This window comes from Streptomyces sp. NBC_01384 (genome assembly GCF_045040035.1).
In the GTDB taxonomy this organism is placed as follows: Bacteria; Actinomycetota; Actinomycetes; order Streptomycetales; family Streptomycetaceae; genus Streptomyces.
On record NZ_CP109559.1, the window covers coordinates 6,775,993 to 6,798,528 of the forward strand.

General features: G+C 69.5%; 21 protein-coding genes. 17 read left to right on the plus strand and 4 right to left on the minus strand.

Going from position 1 to position 22,536, the window contains the following annotated elements:
* Positions 1 to 24 precede the first annotated feature (24 nt).
* The 9 genes from OG747_RS31115 (at position 25) to cimA (ending at position 9,644) form a co-directional block, all read left to right on the plus strand.
* Positions 25 to 1,095, plus strand: coding sequence for a hypothetical protein (locus tag OG747_RS31115; protein ID WP_405882692.1), 1,071 nt, complete (start codon positions 25 to 27; stop codon positions 1,093 to 1,095).
* Positions 1,096 to 1,109: 14 nt separating this feature from the next.
* The gene (locus tag OG747_RS31120; RefSeq protein ID WP_405882693.1) at positions 1,110 to 2,450 is read left to right on the plus strand and encodes a KamA family radical SAM protein; all 1,341 of its coding nucleotides are present in this window, start codon (positions 1,110 to 1,112) and stop codon (positions 2,448 to 2,450) included.
* A gap of 278 nt (positions 2,451 to 2,728) precedes the next feature.
* Positions 2,729 to 3,487, plus strand: coding sequence for an urease subunit gamma (gene ureA, locus OG747_RS31125; protein WP_405882694.1), 759 nt, complete (start codon positions 2,729 to 2,731; stop codon positions 3,485 to 3,487).
* Complete coding sequence (locus tag OG747_RS31130) at positions 3,474 to 5,150, plus strand: urease subunit alpha (protein WP_405882695.1); 1,677 nt, start codon at positions 3,474 to 3,476, stop codon at positions 5,148 to 5,150. The genes ureA and OG747_RS31130 overlap by 14 nt, the downstream gene beginning before the upstream one ends.
* A 42-nt stretch (positions 5,151 to 5,192) precedes the next feature.
* Positions 5,193 to 6,230 carry an agmatine/peptidylarginine deiminase gene (locus tag OG747_RS31135; RefSeq protein ID WP_405882696.1) on the plus strand — a complete coding sequence of 346 codons (1,038 nt, stop codon included), beginning with the start codon at positions 5,193 to 5,195 and terminating at the stop codon, positions 6,228 to 6,230.
* Between the two features lie 55 nt (positions 6,231 to 6,285).
* The gene (locus OG747_RS31140; RefSeq protein WP_405882697.1) at positions 6,286 to 6,810 is read left to right on the plus strand and encodes a hypothetical protein; all 525 of its coding nucleotides are present in this window, start codon (positions 6,286 to 6,288) and stop codon (positions 6,808 to 6,810) included.
* Positions 6,811 to 6,860: 50 nt separating this feature from the next.
* Positions 6,861 to 7,397: a TetR/AcrR family transcriptional regulator gene (locus OG747_RS31145; RefSeq protein ID WP_405885774.1), complete on the plus strand. Its 537-nt coding sequence runs from the start codon at positions 6,861 to 6,863 to the stop codon at positions 7,395 to 7,397.
* A gap of 68 nt (positions 7,398 to 7,465) precedes the next feature.
* On the plus strand, positions 7,466 to 7,849 hold the full coding sequence (locus OG747_RS31150) for a hypothetical protein (RefSeq protein ID WP_405882699.1): 384 nt from the start codon (positions 7,466 to 7,468) through the stop codon (positions 7,847 to 7,849).
* 190 nt (positions 7,850 to 8,039) lie between these two features.
* On the plus strand, positions 8,040 to 9,644 hold the full coding sequence (cimA, locus tag OG747_RS31155) for a citramalate synthase (protein WP_405882700.1): 1,605 nt from the start codon (positions 8,040 to 8,042) through the stop codon (positions 9,642 to 9,644).
* Positions 9,645 to 9,958: 314 nt separating this feature from the next.
* On the opposite strand, the gene OG747_RS31160 is transcribed toward cimA, so the two are convergent.
* Positions 9,959 to 11,821, minus strand: coding sequence for a lectin (locus tag OG747_RS31160; protein WP_405882701.1), 1,863 nt, complete (start codon positions 11,819 to 11,821; stop codon positions 9,959 to 9,961).
* 237 nt (positions 11,822 to 12,058) lie between these two features.
* On the opposite strand from OG747_RS31160, the gene OG747_RS31165 reads away from it, so the two are divergent.
* From OG747_RS31165 to OG747_RS31175, 3 genes are all read left to right on the plus strand, one after another.
* Positions 12,059 to 15,076 (plus strand): glycoside hydrolase family 3 protein, encoded by a 3,018-nt coding sequence (locus OG747_RS31165; protein ID WP_405882702.1) that lies wholly within the window; start codon positions 12,059 to 12,061, stop codon positions 15,074 to 15,076.
* Positions 15,077 to 15,213: 137 nt separating this feature from the next.
* Positions 15,214 to 16,566, plus strand: coding sequence for a hypothetical protein (locus OG747_RS31170; protein WP_405882703.1), 1,353 nt, complete (start codon positions 15,214 to 15,216; stop codon positions 16,564 to 16,566).
* A gap of 131 nt (positions 16,567 to 16,697) precedes the next feature.
* Positions 16,698 to 16,841 carry a hypothetical protein gene (locus tag OG747_RS31175; RefSeq protein WP_405882704.1) on the plus strand — a complete coding sequence of 48 codons (144 nt, stop codon included), beginning with the start codon at positions 16,698 to 16,700 and terminating at the stop codon, positions 16,839 to 16,841.
* A gap of 344 nt (positions 16,842 to 17,185) precedes the next feature.
* On the opposite strand, the gene OG747_RS31180 is transcribed toward OG747_RS31175, so the two are convergent.
* Both OG747_RS31180 and OG747_RS31185 read right to left on the minus strand, forming a co-directional pair.
* Positions 17,186 to 17,452 (minus strand): DUF397 domain-containing protein, encoded by a 267-nt coding sequence (locus OG747_RS31180; RefSeq protein ID WP_405882705.1) that lies wholly within the window; start codon positions 17,450 to 17,452, stop codon positions 17,186 to 17,188.
* Positions 17,449 to 18,270, minus strand: coding sequence for a Scr1 family TA system antitoxin-like transcriptional regulator (locus OG747_RS31185; RefSeq protein ID WP_405882706.1), 822 nt, complete (start codon positions 18,268 to 18,270; stop codon positions 17,449 to 17,451). Before OG747_RS31185 ends, OG747_RS31180 begins: the two co-directional genes overlap by 4 nt.
* Positions 18,271 to 18,382: 112 nt before the next feature.
* Here OG747_RS31185 and OG747_RS31190 point away from each other — a divergent pair, with 112 nt between their 5' ends.
* The 3 genes from OG747_RS31190 (at position 18,383) to OG747_RS31200 (ending at position 19,633) form a co-directional block, all read left to right on the plus strand.
* Complete coding sequence (locus tag OG747_RS31190) at positions 18,383 to 18,787, plus strand: ATP-binding protein (protein ID WP_405882708.1); 405 nt, start codon at positions 18,383 to 18,385, stop codon at positions 18,785 to 18,787.
* 136 nt (positions 18,788 to 18,923) lie between these two features.
* Positions 18,924 to 19,373, plus strand: coding sequence for a hypothetical protein (locus OG747_RS31195; protein WP_405882709.1), 450 nt, complete (start codon positions 18,924 to 18,926; stop codon positions 19,371 to 19,373).
* Positions 19,374 to 19,483: 110 nt separating this feature from the next.
* Positions 19,484 to 19,633, plus strand: a complete 150-nt coding sequence (locus OG747_RS31200; RefSeq protein WP_405882710.1) for a hypothetical protein — start codon at positions 19,484 to 19,486, stop codon at positions 19,631 to 19,633.
* Positions 19,634 to 19,741: 108 nt separating this feature from the next.
* Here the strand turns inward: OG747_RS31200 and OG747_RS31205 are convergent, their stop codons facing one another.
* Complete coding sequence (locus OG747_RS31205; RefSeq protein ID WP_405882711.1) at positions 19,742 to 20,356, minus strand: YceI family protein; 615 nt, start codon at positions 20,354 to 20,356, stop codon at positions 19,742 to 19,744.
* A 153-nt stretch (positions 20,357 to 20,509) separates the two neighbouring features.
* Between OG747_RS31205 and OG747_RS31210 the strand changes: the two genes are divergently transcribed.
* Both OG747_RS31210 and OG747_RS31215 read left to right on the plus strand, forming a co-directional pair.
* A complete protein-coding gene (locus tag OG747_RS31210; protein ID WP_405882712.1) occupies positions 20,510 to 20,707 on the plus strand; it encodes a hypothetical protein in 198 nt (65 codons plus the stop codon).
* 227 nt (positions 20,708 to 20,934) lie between these two features.
* Positions 20,935 to 22,524 (plus strand): acyl-CoA carboxylase subunit beta, encoded by a 1,590-nt coding sequence (locus OG747_RS31215; RefSeq protein ID WP_405882713.1) that lies wholly within the window; start codon positions 20,935 to 20,937, stop codon positions 22,522 to 22,524.
* Positions 22,525 to 22,536: the final 12 nt, after the last annotated feature.

Sequence of the window (22,536 nt, forward strand, 5' to 3'; positions counted from 1 at the left end):
CGGCCACGGAGAGAGGGAGCGCAGGTGAGCGCACGGTCGCCGATACCCCGACTGCGCCGGCTGCTGCGCACCTTGCGCACCCCGCGCCGCCCACAGAGCCTCACGGTCCTCGTCCTTCTCGCCGTCGCCGCCGCGCTCCTGCTCTGGCGCAGCGAGGGGATGGACAACTACGAGGAGAACCTCACCCTCAACCTCGGCACCGACATCGTCGGCGTCGTCGTCACCGTCTTCGTGATCGGCCCGCTGATCAGCCGAGCCCAGGAGGGCCGGGTCCGCGAGCACACCCGGCTGGACTACGAGTGGTTCAGCGCCCAGGTCTACGGCTCGACCTCGAACGTGAAAGTCCTCGACACCTTCTCCAACGTCTTCGGCCCGCAGTTCTCCGAGCGCCTCTTCCGCGGTATCAAGGCGGCCACCGGGCACGGCGCCCGGGTGCAGATACTGCTCCTCGACCCGGACTCCCTCGCGGTCATCCTGCGCGGCCGTGAGCTGGGCGAGCAGAGTGCCGACATCCGCCGCGACATCATGCGCAACCTGCGGACCCTGGACCGGTTCGCGCGCCGGCTCGACGAGAACTCCCGCCAGCTCCTCGAAGTACGCCTGTGCTCGACCTCGCCCGGCGTGACCCTCTACCGCTGGGACGAGCGCTCCCTGGTCTCCTTCCTCACCGTCGGCCGCCTCTCCGGCGAGGGAGTTCAGCTGGAGGTCGCCGTCCGCTCCCCGCTCGGCGCATTCGTCGAGCAGCGCTTCGACGAGCTGTGGCAGCAGAGCAAACCGATGGAGCGGTTCACCCATCTGTCGGTGACCCTGGTCGACGCGACCGACGGCCGCCGGGAGTTCAGCTGCCGCTTCGTCCATGTGGACGACTGTCTGTACATCGCCGGGCACGACCTGGTGTCGTACATGGCCCGCCACCGCCTCGACCAACTCTCCGCGTTCAGCGATGTCTTGAGCGGGTCGGGCGCGCACGAGCTGATCGTCGTGGACGACGAAAGTGAGCTGCACCGGCTGCTCATGCAGCACTTCGCGGAGAAGTACGATGCGTCGGCGGCCGCCTTCGTCGAGTTGCGGCCGCCGGTCCTGGTCAGGGAATAGAGGCCCCGGCACATATGAGTTCAGCGCTCCACCCCGCTCCGCACGCGAGCCCCAGCTCCCCGCACGCGAGTCCCCGATTTCGCGCCTTCACGCCCCGTGACCTGGATGGCCTGCTGCGGCGCGTGTCCCTGTCGGCCACTGAGCGGCTCGCCCTGCGGGCCGTGGCGGCGGTCCTGCCGTTCCGTACGAACACCTATGTGGTCGACGAGTTGATCGATTGGTCGGCCGTGCCCGACGACCCGATCTTCCGGCTGACCTTTCCCCAGGCCGAGATGTTGCCCGAGCCCGACCTCAAGCAGATGGCGGACCTGCTCGCCCAGGAGGCGCCCAAGGCCGACGTCCTGCGCGCGGCCCACGAGATCCGGATGAAGCTCAACCCGCACCCCTCCGGCCAGCTCGACGCCAACGTCCCCGTGTACGAGGGGCAGCGCCTCACCGGCCTCCAGCACAAGTATCCGGAAACCGTGCTGATCTTCCCGCGTCAGGGCCAGACCTGCCATGCCTACTGCACGTACTGCTTCCGCTGGCCCCAGTTCGTCGGCGAGTCCGACCTGCGCATCGCCACCGACGACATCGCCGCCACGTCGGCCTATCTGCGCGCGCACCCGGAGGTCACCAGCGCGCTCATCACGGGCGGCGACCCGATGGTGATGAGCACCGAGGTGCTGCGCCGCTACGTCGAACCGCTGCTGGAGATCGACACGATCCGCTCGATCCGCATCGGCACCAAGGCGCTCGCCTTCTGGCCGTACCGCTTCCTCACCGACCGCGACGCCGACGATCTGCTGCGCCTGTTCGAGAAGGTGGTCGCGAGCGGCCGCCATCTCGCGCTGATGGCCCACTTCACCCATCCGCAGGAGCTGCGGCCGCCGGTCGTGCGCGAGGCGATGCGCCGGGTGCGGGACACCGGAGCGGTGATCCGCTGCCAGGGCCCGCTGGTCAGGGGCATCAACGACAGCGCCGAGGCGTGGGCCGAGCTGTGGAACGAGACGAGCGCGCTGGGTGCCGTGCCGTACTACCAGTTCGTGGAGCGGGACACCGGCCCGCAGGGCTACTTCGGGGTGCCGCTGGCCCGCGGCCACCAGATCTTCCGGGACGCCTACGCCCGGGTGTCCGGCCTCGCGCGGACCGTGCGCGGCCCGGTCATGTCGGCGATGCCCGGCAAGGTCTGCGTGGACGGGACGGCGGAGGTGGCCGGCGAGAAGGTCTTCGTGCTCCACCTCATCCAGGCCCGCGACCCGGAGCTCGTGGGCCGGCCGTTCTTCGCCGCGTACGACGAGGACGCGACCTGGTTCAGCGACCTGAAGCCCGCTTTCGGCGCGAGCCGGTTCCTGCCCGGCCTGGAGGCGGGCTGAGCCGAGGACCGCTTCGGTCTTCGTGCACGGCGACAGGGACTCCGTCGTCCTGCCCGATGTGCCAACGCCTCTTCTCCCTGGCCGTAGCCCTTGTCGCGGTCCTGCTGGAGGTCAAGCTGGTTTCCCCCTGATCGCCGCCTGATATTTAGAACGACGTTCAATGTGATGCCTGCAATGCTCCGACCCCAATCCTTCCAGCTCCCGCATCTCATGGTTAGAGTGGCGCTCTAATCGCGCGATGCAAGTGATGGCAAGTGATGGCAAGGAGGTGTCGCGACGTGAGACTGACCCCCACGGAACGTGACCGGCTGCTGCTCTTCGGGGCCGCCGAGCTGGCCCGCGCCCGCAGGGCCAGGGGCCTCAGGCTGAACGTCCCCGAGGCGACCGCCCTCATCGCCGACACCGTCTGCGAGGCGGCCCGGGACGGACACCGGCTCGCCGAGGCGATCGCGGCGGCCCGGGCCGTGCTCGGCCCGGACGACGTCCTGCCGGGCGTCGCCGACGTCGTCACCGAGGTGCACGTCGAGGCCGTCTTCGACGACGGATCCCGGCTCGCGGTGGTGACCGACCCCATCGGCGGAGGGCTGGGGGAGCGGGCGCCGGGGGCACTGCTGCCGGGGCCGGAGCACGCCGAGCCCGCGGCGGTCGTGCGGCTGACGGTCACCAACACCGCCGCCGTGCCCGTCTCCGTCACCTCGCATTTCCACTTCTTCGAGGCCAACCCGCGGCTCGACTTCGAGCGGGCCGTGGCGTACGGGATGCGGCTCGCGGTCCCCGCCGGGTCCTCCGTGCGTTTCGGACCGGGGGAGAGCGCCGAGGTGGGGCTGCTGCCCATCGGGGGCGAGCGGATCGCGATCGGGTTCGCGGGGCTGGTGGACGGGCCGCTGGACGCGCCGGGGGCGAAGGAGGAGGCCCTGCGGAGGGCATCGGCCTGCGGTTATCTCGGAGCTGACACCCAGGAAGTCGAAGGGGCCGAAGGGGCCGAAGGAGTGAAGGGATCGAAGGGGTCGAAGGGGCCGAACGATGAATCCGTATGAGTACGCCGCCACCCACGGCCCCCGCGCCGGCGACCGCGTCCGCCTCGGCGACTCCGGGCTGACCATCCGCGTCGAGTCCGACGCCCAGCGATACGGCGACGAGTTCCTCGCCGGGTTCGGCAAGACCGCCCGCGACGGGCTGCACCTCAAGGCCGCCGCCGTCCGCGAGACCTGCGACGTCGTCATCAGCAATGTGGTCGTGATCGACGCGGTCCAGGGGATCCGCAAGGTTTCCATCGGTATCCGCGAGGGACGGATCTGCTCGATCGGGCGGGCCGGGAACCCCGACACCCTCGACGGGGTGGATGTGGTGGTGGGTACAGGGACGTCGATCGTCTCGGGCGAGGGGCTCATCGCCACCGCCGGAGCCGTCGACACCCACGTCCATCTGCTGTCGCCGCGCATCATGGAGGCCTCGCTCGCCTCCGGCGTCACCACGATCATCGGCCAGGAGTTCGGGCCGGTGTGGGGCGTCGGCGTCAACTCGCCCTGGGCGCTGCGCCACGCCTTCAACGCCTTCGACGCCTGGCCGGTCAACATCGGCTTCCTGGGCCGGGGTTCGTCCTCCGACGCCGCCCCCCTCGTCGAAGCCCTGGCGGAGGGCGGCGCGAGTGGCTTCAAGGTGCACGAGGACATGGGTGCCCACACCCGCGCGCTCGACACCGCGCTGCGTGTCGCCGAGGAGCACGACGTCCAGGTCGCCCTGCACAGCGACGGGCTGAACGAATGCCTGTCGGTCGAGGACACCCTGCGCGTGCTCGAAGGCCGGACCATCCACGCCTTCCACATCGAGGGCTGCGGCGGCGGCCACGTACCGAACGTCCTGAAAATGGCGGGAGTCGCGAACGTCATCGGCTCCTCCACCAACCCCACCCTGCCCTTCGGCCGGGACGCGGTCGCCGAGCACTACGGCATGATCGTCTCCGTCCACGACCTGAAGACCGACCTGCCCGGCGACGCGGCCATGGCCCGCGACCGGATCCGCGCCGGGACCATGGGCGCCGAGGACGTGCTGCACGACCTGGGCGCGATCGGGATCACCTCGTCGGACGCGCAGGGCATGGGGCGCGCGGGCGAGACCGTACGCCGTACCTTCGCGATGGCCGGAAAGATGAAGGCCGAGCGCGGCGCCCCGGCAGACGCGGACCACGACAACGAGCGCGTCCTGCGCTACCTGGCCAAGCTCACCATCAACCCCGCCATCGCGCACGGACTCGCCCACGAGGTCGGCTCGATCGAGGTCGGCAAGCTCGCCGACATCGTGCTGTGGCGCCCCGAGTTCTTCGGTGCCAAGCCGCAACTGGTGCTGAAGTCCGGCTTCCCGGCGTACGGCGTCGTCGGCGACCCGAACGCCGCCACCGACACCTGCGAACCCCTCGTCCTGGGACCGCAGTTCGGGGCGCACGGCGCGACGCCCGCCGAGATCTCCGTGGCCTTCGTCGCGCAGGCCGCACTCGACCAGGGCAACGACCGCATGCCGACGCGCCGACGGAGGGTCGCCGTGCGCGGCACCCGCGGGATCGGCCCCGCCGACCTGCGCCTCAACTCCCGTACGGGATCGGTCGACGTCGACCAGCGCACCGGCCTGGTCACCCTCGACGGCGAGCCCCTGCGCTCCGAGCCCGCCGACTCGGTCCCCCTCAACCGCCTCTACTTTTTGTGACACATCCCCCTCAGGTGTCACATTCCCAGCGAAGGAACACCCATGACCCCTGCCGCCGACGGTTTCCGCATGCCCGCCGAGTGGACCCCGCACGAGCGCACCTGGATGGCGTGGCCGGGCCCCAACCCCACCTTCGACAACCCGGACGACCTCGCGGAGGCCCGAGCGGCCTGGGCGGCGGTGGCGCGTACGATCCGCCGGTTCGAGCCGGTGACGGTCGTGTGCGGGCCGGGCCAGTCGGACGGGGCCCGGGCGCTGCTCGGCCCGGACATCGCCACCGTCGAACGCGCACTCGACGACGCCTGGATGCGCGACATCGGCCCCACCTTCCTCACCGACGGGAAGGGCGGACTGGCCGCCGTGGACTGGACGTTCAACGGCTGGGGTGCCCAGGACTGGGCCCGCTGGGAGCACGACGCCAAGATCGGCGCGTATGTCTCGGACCTCGCCGGGGCGAAGACGTACGCCTCGAAACTGGTCAATGAGGGCGGTGCGATCCATGTGGACGGCGAGGGGACCGTGCTGCTCACCGAGACCGTGCAGCTGGGCGCCGAGCGCAACCCGGACTGGACGCGCGAGCAGGTCGAGGCGGAGATCCACGCCCACCTCGGCACCCGCAAGGCGATCTGGCTGCCGCGCGGACTGACCGGCGACTACCCTCCCCACGGCTTCGGCACACTCGGCCATGTCGACATCGTGGCCGCCTTCGCCCGCCCCGGAGTCGTCGTCGCGCACTCCCAGCCGGACCCGGCGCACCCCGACCACGAGGTGACGAAGGAGGTCATCGGCCTGCTCAAGGCCCAGACCGACGTGCGCGGGCGCCGGCTGGAAGTCGTCGAGGTCCCGGCCCCGACCGTCCTGGAGGCCGACGGCCACTGGGCCGACTACTCCTACATCAATCACTACCTCTGCAACGGCGGCGTGGTGCTCTGCGGCTTCGACGACCCGCGCGACGAGCTCGCGGCCGGGATCTTCCGCCGGCTCTTCCCCGAGCGGACGGTGACCTTGGTGGACGCACGTACGATCTTTGCCGGAGGCGGTGGCATTCACTGCATCACCCAGCAGCAGCCGAGGATCTGAGACGGGCTTCGGGACCGCTGGAGGCATCGCTACGGGGACTGGGGAGAACGTACGGGTGAATGTGCTGCTCTGCGTCGCATGCGGGCGCCGGCTGACCGAGCCCGTCCGACAGCTCGACGCCCTGCCCGCATACCCCGAATGGGACGGACGGCGCGGCCCGGACGGTCGGCGGCACGGCCCGGCGCGCCTGCCGCGCGGGGCATACGTCGTCGACCCGCTGCCGTACGGGGCGCCGTTCGTGCCGTGCCCGGAAGAGGATCGGGACACCTACGACGGGGCGGTTCCCGGCGGGATGTGGATGTCCGACGAACGGGGCCTCCTGCTCTCCGCCGGGCCGCGTGGCACGTACGTCCTGCATCCGCGGGACGTCGTCGACCTGGCCTTCCACCCGGACTCGTCCCGCCTCGGCGGGTGCTGCGGCCCGAGCGGGGACCAAGGCGTCAACCGCGTATGCACCTGTGGAGCGGAGGTCGCCATCGTCGCGGCCGACTGCTCGGGGGGCTATGAGACCCGGCTCGTCCCGGACGCGGTCCGTGTGGCGCCCGCGGACGCCGTCGTGCGCGGGGAGCCCGCCCCGTGACCCGGCGCCGCAACGCCGCGCCTCCCCGCGAGGACGTCCTCGCCGCGGCCATGGACATGATCGCCGAGCGCGGGCTGGAGAAGCTCACGATGGCGGCCCTGGGCCGCGCGGTCGGCATGAGCAGCGGCCATCTCCTGTACTACTTCCACTCCAAGGACGAGCTGCTGCTGCAGACGCTGGAGTGGAGCGAGGGACGGCTCGGCGCCGAGCGCGGCCGGTTGCTGGCGCGACCGGCGACGGCTCGCGAACGGCTCGACGCGTACGTCGACCTGTACGTCCCCGACGGCCACCGCGACCCGCACTGGACGCTCTGGCTGGAGGTCTGGAACCGCTCGCAGAACGCCGACGGCGAAGCCCGCGAGCGGCAGGTCGCCATCGAGGGCGCCTGGCACCGGGACCTGGTGGCGCTGATCGCGGAGGGTGTGTCGCGCGCCGAGTTCCGGACCGTCGACCCGGACCGTTTCGCCGCCCGGCTGCGGGCCCTGCTCGACGGGTTCTCCATCCATGTGGCGATCGGACTGCGCGGTACCGACAGAGAGCAGACCCTGCGCCATGTAAGGGAATTTCTGGACGAATCGCTCGGCTGACTCCCGCTCGCCGTTCCTTGGCGGACCGCCGCTCTCTTCCTTCGCGGACCGCCGATCAATCGCCCGGTTTGTATGAAATCGAGCGCACCGCGGGTCGAGCCGTCAGCCCCGACGGGTGCCAACTCCTCTACGCCGACGTGCAGTCGGCCCTCCACCTGCGCGACCTGCGCAGCGGGGCGGACCGGACGATCGTCGGGGTGGACGCGGGAGCGACCGGAGGGTGGCTGAGCGACACGGGGGTCGTCTTCTCCTCCGCCGCCTCCGGACTGGTGTCCGGGGACACCAACGGCGTCGCCGACGTCTTCGTCCGCCGCCTGCGCCGAGCCTCGCACGGAGTAGCCCGCTGCTCACATCCTGAGACACCCCGTGAGCACAGGGGCGTTATGTGCCAGACTGCCCCCGTGCTCTCGTTCGCCATGATTATTGGCAGCAGGCGCGCCGGTCCGCAGTGACCGCTACGTACCACCACGTACGGGCGGGCATCGTCGTCCTCGACCCGCGCGCAGACCTCTCGCACCCGCGAGAGGTTTTTCGTTTTCCTGGCCCACCCCAAGCCGGGAAGGGAGCGCGAGGGATCATTGGAGGACGGTGGAGCCGGTCATTCCGGTACAGACCGAGATCTGACATCAGGAGCCGAACACCATGACCGAAACCAGCGAGCTCGACGATTCGTTCCACGTCTTCGACACGACCCTGCGCGACGGCGCGCAGCGTGAGGGCATCAACCTCACCGTGGCGGACAAGCTGGCCATCGCACGGCACCTGGACGACTTCGGGGTGGGCTTCATCGAGGGCGGCTGGCCCGGCGCCAACCCGCGCGACACCGAGTTCTTCGCCCGCGCCCAGCAGGAGATCGACTTCAAGCACGCCCAACTGGTGGCGTTCGGCGCGACGCGCCGCGCGGGCGGCAAGGCGAGCGAGGACCCGCAGGTCAAGGCCCTTCTCGACTCCGGCGCCCAGGTGATCACCCTGGTCGCCAAGTCCCACGACCGCCATGTCGAGCTCGCGCTGCGCACGACCCTCGATGAGAACCTGGAGATGGTCCAGGACACGGTCTCGTATCTGCGAGAGCAGGGCCGCCGGGTCTTCGTCGACTGCGAACACTTCTTCGACGGCTACCGCGCGAACCCCGAGTACGCGAAGGCGGTCGTCCGCGCGGCCTCCGAGGCGGGCGCCGACGTGGTCGTCCTCTGCGACACCAACGGCGGCATGCTCCCGGCCCAGGTCCAGGCGGTCGTCGCCACGGTCCTCGCGGACACCGGCGCCCGGCTCGGTATGCACGCCCAGGACGACACGGGCTGCGCGGTCGCCAACACCCTCGCCGCGGTCGACGCGGGCGCGACGCACGTGCAGTGCACGGCGAACGGCTACGGCGAGCGGGTCGGCAACTCGAACCTCTTCCCGGTCGTGGCGGCCCTGGAACTGAAGTACGGCAAGAAGGTCCTGCCCGAGGGCGCCCTGCGCGAGATGACGCGCATCTCGCACGCGATCGCGGAGGTGGTGAACCTCACCCCTTCCACACACCAGCCGTACGTCGGCGTCTCGGCCTTCGCCCACAAGGCGGGCCTGCACGCCTCTGCCATCAAGGTCGACCCGGACCTCTACCAGCACATCGACCCCGAGCGGGTCGGCAACACCATGCGGATGCTGGTCTCCGACATGGCGGGCCGTGCGTCGATCGAGCTCAAGGGCAAGGAACTCGGCATCGACCTCGGCGGGGACCGCGAGCTGGTGGGCCGGGTGGTGGAACGCGTCAAGGAACGCGAGCTCAAGGGCTACACGTACGAAGCGGCCGACGCGTCTTTCGAGCTGTTGCTGCGCGAGGAGGCCGAGGGGCGGGCCCGCAAGTACTTCCAGGTCGAGTCCTGGCGCGCGATCGTCGAGGACCGCCCCGACGGCACCCACGCCAACGAAGCCACCGTCAAACTCTTCGCCAAGGGCGAGCGCATCGTCGCCACGGCGGAGGGCAACGGCCCGGTCAACGCCCTGGACCGAGCCCTGCGCGTCGCCCTGGAAATGATCTACCCCCAGCTCGCCAAACTGGAGCTCGTGGACTACAAGGTCCGCATCCTCGAAGGCAAGCACGGCACCCAGTCCACCACCCGCGTCCTCATCTCCACCTCGGACGGTGCGGGCGAATGGTCCACGGTGGGCGTCGCGGAAAACGTGATCGCCGCGTCCTGGCAGGCACTGGAGGACGCGTACACGTACGGCTTGCTGCGGGCCGGGGTGGAACCGGCGGAGTAGTCGACCTGGGGCCGGGGGAGGGGCCGGCGTCGGGCGTTCCCGCCCTCGCCGCCCCTGCCCATGCCCGTCCCTGGGGTCCTTGTCCGGCTGCGGGTGGGTGGGGGTTGGTCGCGCGGTTCCCCGCGCCCCTGAGGCAGGGCTGCAGCCCTGAGGCGGGGCTGCGCCCCACATCCCCACCCACCCGGATTCGCTTGCCCGCGGGCCGGTGCGGGCTGACCGCGCGATTCCCCGCGCGATTCCCCGCGCCCCTTACGGGGCGCTTTTGCCCGGGACTCCTTTCAACGCCGGGTCGCACCGTCCAGCCCGCCCGGCGCCTACCGCAGCGCCCACTTCTGGTTGGCCGCCCCCGTGCAGGACCACAGCTGCGCCCGCGCCCCATTCGCAGTCGAGTTGTCCGTCACATCAAGACACTTGTCGGCCGCCGAATTGACCACGTCACCCGTCGAAGCGTTGTACGACCACTGCTGCGCCCCGGTCCCATTGCAGTCGTAGAGCTGCACCTTCGCACCGTCGGCGGTGGACGCCGAGGCGACGTCGAGGCACTTGCCCAACGCCTGGATCGAGCCGTCCCCCATCACCGTCCATCGCTGAGCGGTCGAGCCATTGCAGTCGTACAGCTGAACCGCCGTACCGTTGGCCGACGAACCCCCCGCCACATCGAGGCATTTGCCCGCGAGCCCGACGAAGGCACCCGACTGCGCACCCCCACCCGCCTGTGCCCCGGACCACGTGAAGGTCGCCGACGTCTTGCCGGGCAGCGAGTACGTCGCGTGCTGCGAGCCCCAGTTGATGGTCACCGTCTTCGCCGCCGACGCGTCGTTGTAAGCGATCAGCGCCTTCGAACCGTCAGGATTCCGCCACGCCACATTCGGCACCGCCGCACTCGCAGTAGAGGCCACCCGCTGAGCACCCGGCCGCACGAACTTCGTCAGATGACCCATCGTGTAGTACTCGATCGTGTAGTCGACCTGCCCACTCGCACCATCCCCGTTGTGGACGGTGATCAGCCCGGAACAGGTCCCGCACCCCCCGTTGTGCGGCCCCCGGTTCTGATCCACGGCCAGCGACCACTTCGTCACCGACTTCGCCCAGTTCCGCGTGTAGTCGACGATGTTGAGCATGTCCTCGCGCTGCTGGTTGGCGATCCAGGTGCCACCGGAGTGCTCGGTGCCGAAGGCGTCCACCCCGGGGTACTGGTCGTGCACGGCGCTCTGCTTGCCCACGTCCCCGCCGTACCCGTGCCAGGCGATCCCCCCGAAGTTCGGATGCGCCCGCACCGCCGCGTCGTCGACGGTCTGGGCGGCGTACGAGTCGTACACGTCCCAGTTCCAGTCGTGCGCCAGCACCTTCGTGGACAGCCCCGCCGCCTGCAGCTTCGGCAGCAGTTCACTCTTGGTGAAGTACGCGAGCCCCGACGCGTTCCAGCTCATCGACGGATACCCCGAGCAGCACGTCGGCTCGTTCTGCGCGGTGACGTACGAGACCGGCACCCCTTGGTCCCGGTACGCCTGGAGGTACTTCACGAAGTACGAGGCGTACGCCGCGTAGTCCTCCGACTTCAGCCAGCCGCCGTTGAGCTGCCCGCTGTCCTTCATCCAGGCCGGCGCCGTCCACGGCGAGGCCATCACGGTCAGCGAGGGGTTGAGCTGCAGCGCCTGCTTGGTCAGCGGGACCACATCGGCCAGATCGTGCGCGATCGAGAACGAGGAGAGGGACGGGTCCGTCTGCCCGGAGGGCACGTCGTCGTACGTGTACCCGTACCGGGCGAGATCGGACGCACCCATCGGATTCCGCAGGAAGGACAGCCCGATCCCTTCCGTCGGCGAGAACAGCTTGCGCATCGTCGCGTCCCGGGTGGCCCCCGACAGCGCCCCGCTGCTGTTCATCAGCCAGGCCGCGGTGTCCGTGAAGGACGCGCCGCCGCCGGTGAAGGTCTGGTAGCGGGTGTTCTCGTCGACGGTGATGTTCTCGCCGCTGCCGCCGGTGCCGGCCTGGAAGGCGAACGGCGTCTGGGCTTGCAGCCCGCGGACGACATGGCGCCCGCCGTCGTCGTCCGTCGTGGTCAGCCAGGCGGTGACCTGTTCACCGGCGGCTCGCGCGGGAGCCGCCGCCGTGAAACCGGCCGCGGTGAGCAGCCCGGCGAGGAACAGTCCTGCCGATCTTCTGTATCTCTTCATGGAACGCCGCCTTCTGGAGGTGGGGGATGGGAGGCGTGCGAGGCGTGAGTAAATGACGGCTTCGTATACGCGTCAAGGGGGTGCGCGTTCAGAATTTGAAGGATCAACGCCCCTGATCCGGACGTGAGTCGGGTCCGCACCAGTCCTGACGTGAAGTCTTGACGGTTTCCCGGGCCGCCAGTTAACTCACGGCGTAATCTAAGTCATGAGAGGACTCTGAGAGTAGAGGGAAGGTCCATGCGAAGAACCGCCCTGCTCGCCTCCGCCACCCTGCTCACCGCACTGCTCCCGCTGGCGTCCGCACGAGCGGCCGGCGCGGACGAGCCGGCCCCCGTCCCGGTCGACCGCTTCGAGGGCGAGGTGCCCTTCGCGAACCCGCCCGCCGACGGCCTCTTCACCTGGGGCAGCGACGCCGACGACCCGCCCGCCCTCGCCCTGACCACCCGCACCGACGCGCCCGAGGGCACCAAGGTCCTCACCGGCAGCTACGACATCAGCGGCTACGGCGGCTTCACCCACGACTTCGCCTTCGACCGGCCGGCCCACGACTGGTCGGCGCACAAGGGCATCCGCTTCTGGTGGGACGGCCAGAACAACGCCAAGAAGGTGAGCTTCGAGATCAAGGACGGCGGCGCCAACGGCGAGGCCTCCGAACTCTGGACGACGTCCTTCACCGACGACTGGACCGGCTGGAAACAGATCGAGATCCCCTTCACCGACTTCACCTACCGCACGGACTACCAGCCCGTCGGCGGCATCGACCAGATCCTCGGCCTCACCCAGATGTGGGGGTACGCGATCACGCTCCCGGTCGGCGTCAAGGGGCAGTTCGCCATGGACGACGTGGAGCTGTACGGCAAGGCCGACCAGTCCCTGCGCGCCTCCGTCACCACCGACGCCGCTGTCTACCCGGTGAAGGAGGGCACGACGGCGGCGGTGAAGCTCTCCCTCGCCACCACCGGGGCCGTCCCGATCGACGAACCCGTGACCGTCGCGTACGAGAGCGCGGGCGGCACCGCCGAACCCGGCAAGGACTACACACCGGTCAAGGGCGAGATCACCTTCCCGGCGGGCACGACGTCCGGCACCTCCCGCACGATCCAGGTCCCGACGCTGCGCGACAGGTCCGCGGAACCCGCCGAGACGATCCCGCTCAAGCTCACGGTCACCGGCGCGAAGGCCCCCGCCGAGACCCCGCAGGTCGTCATCGACGCCCACGGACTGCCGTACCTGGACCCGAGGCTCCCCGTGCGGAAGCGGGTCGCCGACCTGGTGTCCCGTATGTCCCTGGAGGAGAAGGCCGGGCAGATGACCCAGGCCGAGCGCGGCGCGCTCACCACGCAGGGCGACATCGCGACGTACGATCTCGGCTCGCTGCTCTCCGGCGGCGGCTCGACTCCGACGCCCAACACCCCCGAGGCATGGGCGAAGATGATCGACGCCTTCCAGCTCCGGGCGCAGGCGACACGGTTCCAGATCCCGTTGATCTACGGGGTGGACGCGGTGCACGGTCACAACAACCTCGCCGGCGCGACGATCATGCCGCACAACATCGGCATCGGCGCGACCCGTGACCCCCGGCTCGCCGAGCGGACCGGCGCGGTGACGGCGGCGGAGGTCCGTGCCACCGGCGTTCCGTGGGACTTCGCCCCCTGCCTCTGCGTCACCCGCGACGAGCGCTGGGGCCGCTCGTACGAGTCCTTCGGCGAGGACCCGGCGCTCGTCGAGTCCATGGAGACGATGATCCAGGGCCTGCAAGGCGCCCCCAACGGCAAGGACCTGAAGAACAACGACAAGGTCCTGGCCACGGCGAAGCACTTCGTGGGCGACGGCGGCACGGAGTACGGCTCGTCCACGACGGGCTCGTACACCATCGACCAGGGCATCACGAAGGTCACCCGGCAGCAGCTGGAAGCCGTCCACCTGGCCCCCTACCAAACGGCGGTCGACCGCGGCATCGGCGCGGTCATGCCGTCCTACTCCTCCCTCGACATCCTCGGCGACGGCCGGGGCCCGGTGAAGATGCACGCCCGCGCGGACATGATCAACGGCGTGCTCAAGGACCGTATGGGCTTCGACGGCTTCGTCATCAGCGACTGGCAGGCCATCGACCAGATCCCCGGCGACTACGCGTCCGACGTCCGTACGTCGATCAACGCGGGCCTGGACATGATCATGGTCCCGTACGCCTACAAGGACTTCCGCGCGACGCTGGTCGACGAGGTACGGGCGGGCCGCGTCAGCGAGGCGAGGGTGAACGACGCCGTATCACGCATCCTCACCCAGAAATTCAAACTGGGCCTCTTCGAAAAGCCGTATGCGGACACGAGCGGCGCGTCACAGATCGGCTCCGCCGCGCACAGGGGGGTCGCCCGCGAGGCCGCGGCCAAGTCCCAGGTCCTGCTCAAGAATTCAGCGGGCGTACTCCCCTTGGCGACATCCCAGAAGGTGTACGTGGCCGGTTCGAACGCCGACGACCTCGGCAACCAGACCGGCGGCTGGACGATCACCTGGCAGGGCGCGTCCGGGAAGCACACGGACGGCACGACGATCCTGGAGGGAATGCGACGCGCCGGCGGTGACGTCACCTACTCGAAGGACGCCTCGGCGCCGATGTCCGGCTACGACGTGGGTGTGGTCGTGGTGGGCGAGACCCCGTACGCGGAGGGCAAAGGCGATGTGGGCAACGGCAACGACCTGGAACTGACCGCCGCCGACCAGGCCGCGGTGGACAAGGTGTGCGCCGCCATGAAGTGCGCGGTCCTGATCGTCTCCGGCCGCCCACAACTGATCGGCGACCGGCTCGCCCACATCGATGCCCTCGTCGCCTCCTGGCTGCCGGGCACGGAGGGCGACGGCGTCGCGGACGTGCTGTACGGCAAGCGAGCCTTCACCGGTCAGCTCCCCGTCACCTGGCCCAAGTCGGAGGCCCAGCTCCCGATCAACGTCGGCGACACGTCGTACGATCCGCAGTTCCCGTACGGCTGGGGCCTGACGACGCTCACGAAGGCCCCGACGGGCGGCGAGGCAACCCTGAGGGCCCTCGCCCTTGTGGCGGAGGCGGCGGACCGCACAGGCGCCGACGAAATCGGCCGCGCCGCTGTGACCAGGGCCCGTCTGCTCGTCCAGCAGAAGGCGGGCTCGGCCATCACCCCCGCGCTCGCGAAACCCTTCGCGGACGCCGACCACCTGCTCCTGACCGGCCGATACGGCCAGTCGGTGGCCAAGCTCCTGGAGGCCTACCGGGCGACGTGACGGTGACCGTGGGGTGGGGCGGGGCGAAAACCCACCCCACCCCACCCCACCCCACCAACCCCAGCCACCCCATCCGCCTCCCCACCCCCACCAGCCCCAATGCTCAGCGTTGCGCACGTTCGGGTAGCTTCGAAGACATGAAGGCCGCACCGATCCGAGGACTTCCCGGACTGCTGATCGCGCTGATACTCGCCGCCCTCGCGGCCCTCTCCCTCACGCTCACCGCACCCCCCGCCCACGCGGCCACCGACGTGGGAACGGTCGCGGCAGCCCTCCGCAAGAGCCCGGTCTACGTCGACCCGGCAGCCTCCGCCCAGCTCTCCCAGGCAGACGCCGACACCCTCGCCAAGAAGATCAAGAACGCGAACAAGCCCGTCTTCGTCGCCGTCCTCCCCGCGGACTTCCCCACCCAGAACCTCTTCCAGAACCTCCGCACCGACACCGGGATCACAGGCCTCTACGCCATCAGGCTCGGCACCCGCTTCGACGCCCGCGCCGACGCCACCGTCCTGCCCCGCACCGCCGTACAGAACCTCGTCGCCAGCGTCCAGGGCGAACCCGCCAAGACCCAGCTGAACGACTTCACGGACCGCGCCCTCACCCACATCAACGGCTCGGCCCCGAAGAGCTGGGGATCAGGCAACGGGAACGGCGTCTCCACCGGCGCCCTGATCGTGCTGGGCGCGGTGGTCGTGGCCGGCGGCGCGGGCGCGTACACGCTCGTACGCCGCAACCGCCGCCGCAAGGCGCAGGAGCAACAGGAAGCACTGGACAAACTCCGCGTGGTCGTCGACGAGGACATCACGGCGTTCGGCGAAGAGCTCGACCGCCTCGACTTCCACCCGGCGGAGGCCGGCGCGGACGACGCGATGCGTGCGGACTACGAGCGCGCCCTGGACGCCTACGAACAGGCGAAGTCGTACATGGCCACGGCCCGGCGCCCGGAGGACGTACGCGCCGTCACCCAGTCCCTGGAGGAGGGCCGCTTCTCCCTCGCGCTCCTCGCCGCCCGCCGCGAGGGCAGGCCCCTGCCCGAACGCCGTGCCCCCTGCTTCTTCGATCCACGGCACGGCCCATCGGTCGCCGACGCGATCTGGACCCCGGCCGGCGGCGCCCCTCGCGAGGTCCCGGTCTGCGCGGCGGACCAGGCCCGGCTGGCGGACGGCCACGACCCCGCGATCCGTGAGGTCGACACCGACTACGGCCGCCGCCCGTACTGGGACGCGGGCCCGGCCTACGGCCCCTGGGCGGGCGGCTACTTCGGCGGCGGCCTTCTCCCCGGCCTCCTCGTCGGCACACTGCTCGGCGGCATGATGGCCACCCCCTCCTACGCGGCCGACTACGGCTCCGGATACGGAGACTTCGGCGCCGGCTACGACGGCGGCGACGTCTCGGGCGCCGACTTCGACCCCGGCGACTTCGGCGGCGGTTTCGGGGACGGCGGGGGCGGCGACTTCGGCGGCGGAGGAGACTTCGGCGGAGGCTTCTGAAGCCCGGCCGTACTGCTCCGCGACAGCGCGGCGGCGATCACCACGGGTGCGGGACTCCTCTACGTAGTCCCGCTCATGTCCGACCTTCTGGGCTCACCCACCTGGAAGGACCGCCTCGAACGCTGGGCCCCATGCCGGCAGGCCTCGCCATCCGCGCGACGAAAGACCTCGCCCGCCTGCCGATCGGCCCCTGGCCGGGTCTGGGGGTACTGGCGGCGTACGCGCTGGGCGTGCTGCTGCTGGGCGGCGCGCTGTTCAGACGGCGCGACGCGTAGCCGCCTCAGGGCCGGAGGAGGGCCACTTCCCACAGGTGTAACGCTCACCCGCGGCATGCCACCAGCCAGGCGGCGAGGCCCCGTTGACCCGGGCGGTCGGCTGTTCCGGATGCAGCCCGAGCCGCCACAGCGCGTCCGCCGCCACGGAGACGGTGATCCACCCCCACCAGTGTCCGTCGGCCCCACGCCCACAGGCAAGATCCCACCGGAACTCGTCCAACACGAACGGCATCCAGTCGATCCCCCGCTCACGCAGTCAAGCGTGAACGGCCACCAGGGGAAGCGGGCGCCCCGGCACGTTCGCGTACGAGGCGATGGTGATCCAGTCGATCCGCTGAGCCGACTCAGTCTGTGACGCGCTCAAGGAACATGCTCCAGGTCGCGGGGGAGAGGGTGAGGACGGGGCCATCGGGGGCCTTGGAGTCGCGGATGTGGATGGCGGAGGTGTGGGCGGCGACTTCAACACAGTTGCCGCCCTCACTCCCGCTGTAGCTGGACTTGCGCCAGGCGTAGGCGACTTCGAGGCAATCGCCGCCTTCGTCGCCGCTGTAGCTGGACTTGAACCACGCAAGGTCGTCCGAGGAGATGTGCCGTCGTGCTGCGGTGTTCATGACTCTCCTAGCAGTCCGTCCAGGAAGCGTGCACTCTCGCCGAGCGGGAGGGCCTGTGACCGCAGCATTCCATACTTCAGCTGATAGATACTCACCTCATCGGGATCGTCGACCAGGAAGCTGGCGCGCTGCGCCTCCAGGTAGACCACGTGGTCATGGTCGGGAGTCTCCAGCAGCACCATGGGGCCGTTGAGACCGGCGTGCGGCGAGCGGTCGATAGGCATGATCTGCAGCCCCATGTAGGAGAGTTCGCAGTAGTCGCGCAGCTTGAGGAGCTGCTGCCGCATGACGTCCTGCCCGCCAAGGGCCTTGCGCAGGATGCCCTCCTCCAGGATGAAGTGGCCGAACGGCGGCTGCTTGCGCTGCCAGATTTGCTGCCGCTCCATGCGCGAGGTCACCCACTGCTCCGCGGTCTCGTCCTCGTACCGAGGGAAGCGACAGTCGAAGAGAGCACGGCAGTACTTCTCGGTCTGGAGGAGCCCTGGCACCGCCTGTGTCTGGTACGAAAGAACGCTGATGGCCTCCTGCTCAATATCCACCAGCCCCTGCGCGAACTGCGGCATCCGCTCCCGCACCGGCATCTTCTCCACCAACACGGCCAACACCCCACCCGTACTCAGCAGTTCATCGAACTGCTCGGCGCGGTCCGGCTGGAGCGCAAGCCGCCCCTGCTCAATGGAGCCCACCGTGTCGACGTGCAGGTTCACGCGTTCCGCGAACTGCTCCTGAGTAAGGCGGGCCCGCTTCCGGAAGTGGGCGACCCCCGCGCCGATGGCCTGCCATGAGCTGCCCTTCTTGGGCTTCCTCGTCGCGTGCATGCGTGTCCCTTTCCCCCGTCGGTGGCCGAAGTCCTCGTAGTGGACTCGTAGCAATCACCACTACGACCTCACGTACTGCTCCAGGGTAGTGACTCCCTGTGACAGTGGCCCCATGAATGCACAACCCCAACTCCCCCACACCCGCGAGGCCTTCTACCGCCGGGACCGCAGGTCAGTACGGCTCGCCCGTGAGTTCACCCGCGAGGCGCTGAACGACTGGTCCGCGATCGAACGCGGCGACGACGTACTGCTCTGCGTGAGCGAACTCGCGACCAACGCCCTGCTGCACGGCGTACCGCCCGGCCGGGGCTTTCTGCTGCAACTGGCGTTGGACGCAGACGGGTTGCTGCGCATCGAGGTCCACGACAGCGGGCCGGGAGCGATCCGAACCCTGGACACCGGGCCGGACGCCGAGGGCGGCCGCGGCCTCCTGCTGGTCACGGCGCTCGCGGACAAGTGGGGAGTGGGGGAGCGGGACCCCGGGAAGTCGGTGTGGTGCGAGTTCGGAGTGCGGTGATCGATCGGGGCGCGGGTCGTAAAGAGTACTTCCGGGAAACGTACTTCCCTATGCATCGCACTGGAGGCAGACATGCCCCGTCCCACCCGTGACCTGCCCAAACCCCCCGACATGTTCGACCGCGGCTGACCGAGGCATGGCGGAACAGGTCTGGGAAACCTCCCGAGCCCGCTTTCTCTCCGCTGTCGTGGGACCGCACTTCGAACATGTCTGCCGCGAGTGGGTGGCCCACTTCGCGGCGCCGGACACGTTCGGCGGCATGCCGATCGATGTCTCGTACGGGACCGTCCCGGATCAGGGGGAGCGGACCAGCCATGAGATCGACGTGGTCGTACGAGGTGCGGTGGGCCAGGACAACGGGGTGCTGCTGTCGCTGGGCGAGGCCAAGTGGGACCAGGTCATGGGCATGGGGCATCTCGACCGGCTGCGGCACGCCGAGTCCCTGCTCGCCGGGCGCGGCGTCGACACCTCGGCCGTGCGGCTTGCCTGCTACAGCGGGGCGGGGTTCACGGACGAACTGCGGGCCGCGGAGGATCGGGGAGAGGTGATTCTGGTGGATCTGGGGCGGCTGTACACGGGGGAGTGAGCCGTCCATCAACACGAGGAGCGCCGATCGCCGGGCGGCGCGGCCGCGGAACGTGATCACGAGGGCGGCCGGAAGCGCGGTCCTCGGGGGCTTTCGCGCCGCGGGACTTCGTGCGTGAGTGCAACCAGGGGCAGCAGAAATGGTTCCTCGCCGACGTCGAGGAACTGCGGGCGCGGCTGAAGGGCTGGGCAGAGCCCGGTCGGACACTGGGCGGAGCCCAGGGGCGGGTACGGACATTCGACGTACGCGGACACGCCTGAGCGCCCGCCCTCCTGATACGGGGAGTCGGAGGGCGAGCGCGCTCAGGGCGTCGGCGCAAGCCGACGGGTCGAGCCGACAGGTCAACGTCGGCCAGTCGAGCCGACGGGTCAGGCGTTCTTGATCGCCGAGATGTCGAAGGTCAGCTTGATCTTGTCCGAGACGAGGACGCCGCCGGTCTCCAGGGCCGCGTTCCAGGTGAGGCCCCACTCGGAGCGCAGGATCTCCGCCTTGCCCTCGAAGCCGACGCGCTGGTTGCCGAACGGGTCCGTCGCGGCGCCGTTGAACTCCAGGTTGATGGCGAGGGGCTTGGTGACACCCAGGATCGACAGGTCACCGGTGATCCGGTAGTCGTCGCCGCCCAGGGCCTCCGCCTTGGTGGAGCGGAAGGTCATCGTCGGGAACTCGTCCGTCTTGAAGAAGTCGGAGCTCTTCAGGTGGCCGTCGCGGTCCGCGGAGCCCGTCTCGACGCTGACCATCTTGACGTCGATCGAGGCGGTGGACTTGGACGGGTTCGTGCCGTCCAGGTGCAGGGCGCCGTCGAACTCCTGGAAGGAGCCCTTGACGTTCGTCACCATGGCGTGACGGGCCACGAAACCGATCGTCGAGTGCGACGGGTCGATCGTGTAGTCACCGGTGAGCGCCGCGAGCTCGGGGCTGACGGCAGCGGGGGCCGTCGTGGCGGCGGCGGGGGTGTCGGTGGTCTTACGGCTGAAGATGCCCATGACGTGCTCCTAGGGGGACGGGTCGCGGTCTCGTCGTGGAGTCTGAAGCCGCGGCACAGAGTTCGTTTAACTTTCAACGAGGTCAACACCGGAGAGAGTAGACCTATTCCGTTCAAGTTTCAACATCATCCGTCATGTGTTTACGACGTTACGTTGTGCTTTGCCGCCCCGCTTCTCGGACCATCGGCCTGGATTGTCGACCCGGACCTTCTCGGAGTCAGCGACCCCGACCAGCAGTTCGTCGTCCGGACCGCCGAACCGGGCACCCCCTCGCACGACGGGCTGCGCATCCCCGCCTCCTGGGCCGCCGGCACCGCCCGGTCCGCGTCCGGGGCCGCGGGCTCCGGCTGATACACCTGGGTGAGGCCGTGTCACTCTAGGGATGGCATGTGCCACTCACGAATGTGAGCTGGCTCTCAGCTCACGGCTTTGTGTGACCTCCACAAGCCACATGCCCTCTGAGCAGTCAGATCGCCTGCACGCGGTCCCGGTTCTGTTCAGGGGTACCAGTAAAACGGGCCGGAGACTGTACGGAGTCGACGGCCCGGTTTTCTTGTTCGACTTCGTATGGTCGCTACATGACCGTTTTGGATGAGGCCGCACCCTCAGGCGAACCCACGGACGCACGCGGGCGCGTGGCCGAACTGCACGCGATTCGTGCGGAGGCGCTGCGCGGACCCAGCGAGAAGGCGACCGAGGCGCAGCACGCCAAGGGCAAGCTGACCGCCCGGGAGCGCATCGAGCTGCTTCTCGACCCCGGGTCCTTCCAGGAGGTCGAGCAGCTGCGCCGGCACCGGGCGACCGGGTTCGGCCTGGAGGCCAAGAAGCCGTACACGGACGGTGTCATCACCGGCTGGGGCACGGTGGAGGGCCGTACGGTCTTCGTCTACGCGCACGACTTCCGCATCTTCGGCGGCGCGCTGGGCGAGGCGCACGCCACGAAGATCCACAAGATCATGGACATGGCCATCGCGGCCGGTGCTCCGCTGGTGTCGCTGAACGACGGCGCCGGCGCCCGTATCCAGGAGGGCGTCTCCGCGCTCGCCGGGTACGGCGGCATCTTCCAGCGCAACACCAGGGCCTCCGGCGTCATCCCGCAGATCAGCGTGATGCTCGGCCCGTGTGCGGGCGGCGCCGCGTACTCGCCCGCACTGACGGACTTCGTGTTCATGGTCCGCGAGACCTCGCAGATGTTCATCACCGGCCCGGACGTCGTCAAGGCCGTCACCGGTGAGGAGATCACCCAGAACGGGCTCGGCGGCGCCGACGTCCACGCGGAGACCTCCGGTGTCTGCCACTTCGCGTACGACGACGAGGAGACCTGCATCGCGGAGGTGCGCTACCTCCTGTCGATGCTCCCGCAGAACAACCGCGAGAACCCGCCGCACGTCGGCTCCCAGGACCCCGCCGACCGCCGCAGCGAGATCCTCTTCGACCTGGTCCCCGCGGACGGCAACCGGCCGTACGACATGACGAAGGTGATCGAGGAGCTCGTCGACGACGGCGACTACCTCGAGGTCCACGAGCGCTGGGCCCGCAACATCATCTGCGCGCTGGCCCGTCTGGACGGCCAGGTCGTTGGCATCGTTGCCAACCAGCCGCAGACCCTGGCCGGCGTGCTGGACATCGAGGCCTCCGAAAAAGCTGCGCGCTTTGTCCAGATGTGTGACGCTTTCAATATCCCGATCGTCACCCTCCTGGACGTCCCCGGGTTCCTCCCCGGTGTGGACCAGGAGCACGGCGGGATCATTCGGCACGGCGCGAAGCTGCTGTACGCGTACTGCAACGCGACGGTGCCGAGGATCTCGCTCATCCTGCGCAAGGCGTACGGAGGTGCCTACATCGTCATGGACAGTCAGTCCATCGGGGCCGACCTCACCTACGCCTGGCCCACGAACGAGATCGCCGTGATGGGCGCCGAGGGTGCGGCCAACGTCATCTTCCGTCGGCAGATCGCCGACGCGGCCGACCCCGAGGCGATGCGTGTGCGCATGGTCAAGGAGTACAAGGCCGAGCTCATGCACCCGTACTACGCGGCCGAGCGGGGCCTGGTCGACGACGTCATCGACCCGGCGGACACCCGTGAGGTGCTCATCCGCTCCCTGGCGATGCTGCACGCCAAGCACGCGGATCTGCCCTCCCGCAAGCACGGCAACCCCCCGCAGTAACCCAGCGGATCC

Bases quoted from the DNA above. Each gene is read 5' to 3' on its own strand.
- OG747_RS31120 (WP_405882693.1), top strand. From the start codon at position 1,110: ATGAGTTCAGCGCTCCACCCCGCTCCGCACGCGAGCCCCAGCTCCCCG.
- OG747_RS31130 (WP_405882695.1), top strand. From the start codon at position 3,474: ATGAATCCGTATGAGTACGCCGCCACCCACGGCCCCCGCGCCGGCGAC.
- OG747_RS31135 (WP_405882696.1), top strand. From the start codon at position 5,193: ATGACCCCTGCCGCCGACGGTTTCCGCATGCCCGCCGAGTGGACCCCG.
- OG747_RS31145 (WP_405885774.1), top strand. From the start codon at position 6,861: ATGGACATGATCGCCGAGCGCGGGCTGGAGAAGCTCACGATGGCGGCC.
- cimA (WP_405882700.1), top strand. From the start codon at position 8,040: ATGACCGAAACCAGCGAGCTCGACGATTCGTTCCACGTCTTCGACACG.
- OG747_RS31160 (WP_405882701.1), bottom strand. From the start codon at position 11,821: ATGAAGAGATACAGAAGATCGGCAGGACTGTTCCTCGCCGGGCTGCTC.
- OG747_RS31165 (WP_405882702.1), top strand. From the start codon at position 12,059: ATGCGAAGAACCGCCCTGCTCGCCTCCGCCACCCTGCTCACCGCACTG.
- OG747_RS31170 (WP_405882703.1), top strand. From the start codon at position 15,214: ATGAAGGCCGCACCGATCCGAGGACTTCCCGGACTGCTGATCGCGCTG.
- OG747_RS31175 (WP_405882704.1), top strand. From the start codon at position 16,698: ATGCCGGCAGGCCTCGCCATCCGCGCGACGAAAGACCTCGCCCGCCTG.
- OG747_RS31180 (WP_405882705.1), bottom strand. From the start codon at position 17,452: ATGAACACCGCAGCACGACGGCACATCTCCTCGGACGACCTTGCGTGG.
- OG747_RS31185 (WP_405882706.1), bottom strand. From the start codon at position 18,270: ATGCACGCGACGAGGAAGCCCAAGAAGGGCAGCTCATGGCAGGCCATC.
- OG747_RS31190 (WP_405882708.1), top strand. From the start codon at position 18,383: ATGAATGCACAACCCCAACTCCCCCACACCCGCGAGGCCTTCTACCGC.
- OG747_RS31195 (WP_405882709.1), top strand. From the start codon at position 18,924: ATGGCGGAACAGGTCTGGGAAACCTCCCGAGCCCGCTTTCTCTCCGCT.
- OG747_RS31205 (WP_405882711.1), bottom strand. From the start codon at position 20,356: ATGGGCATCTTCAGCCGTAAGACCACCGACACCCCCGCCGCCGCCACG.
- OG747_RS31215 (WP_405882713.1), top strand. From the start codon at position 20,935: ATGACCGTTTTGGATGAGGCCGCACCCTCAGGCGAACCCACGGACGCA.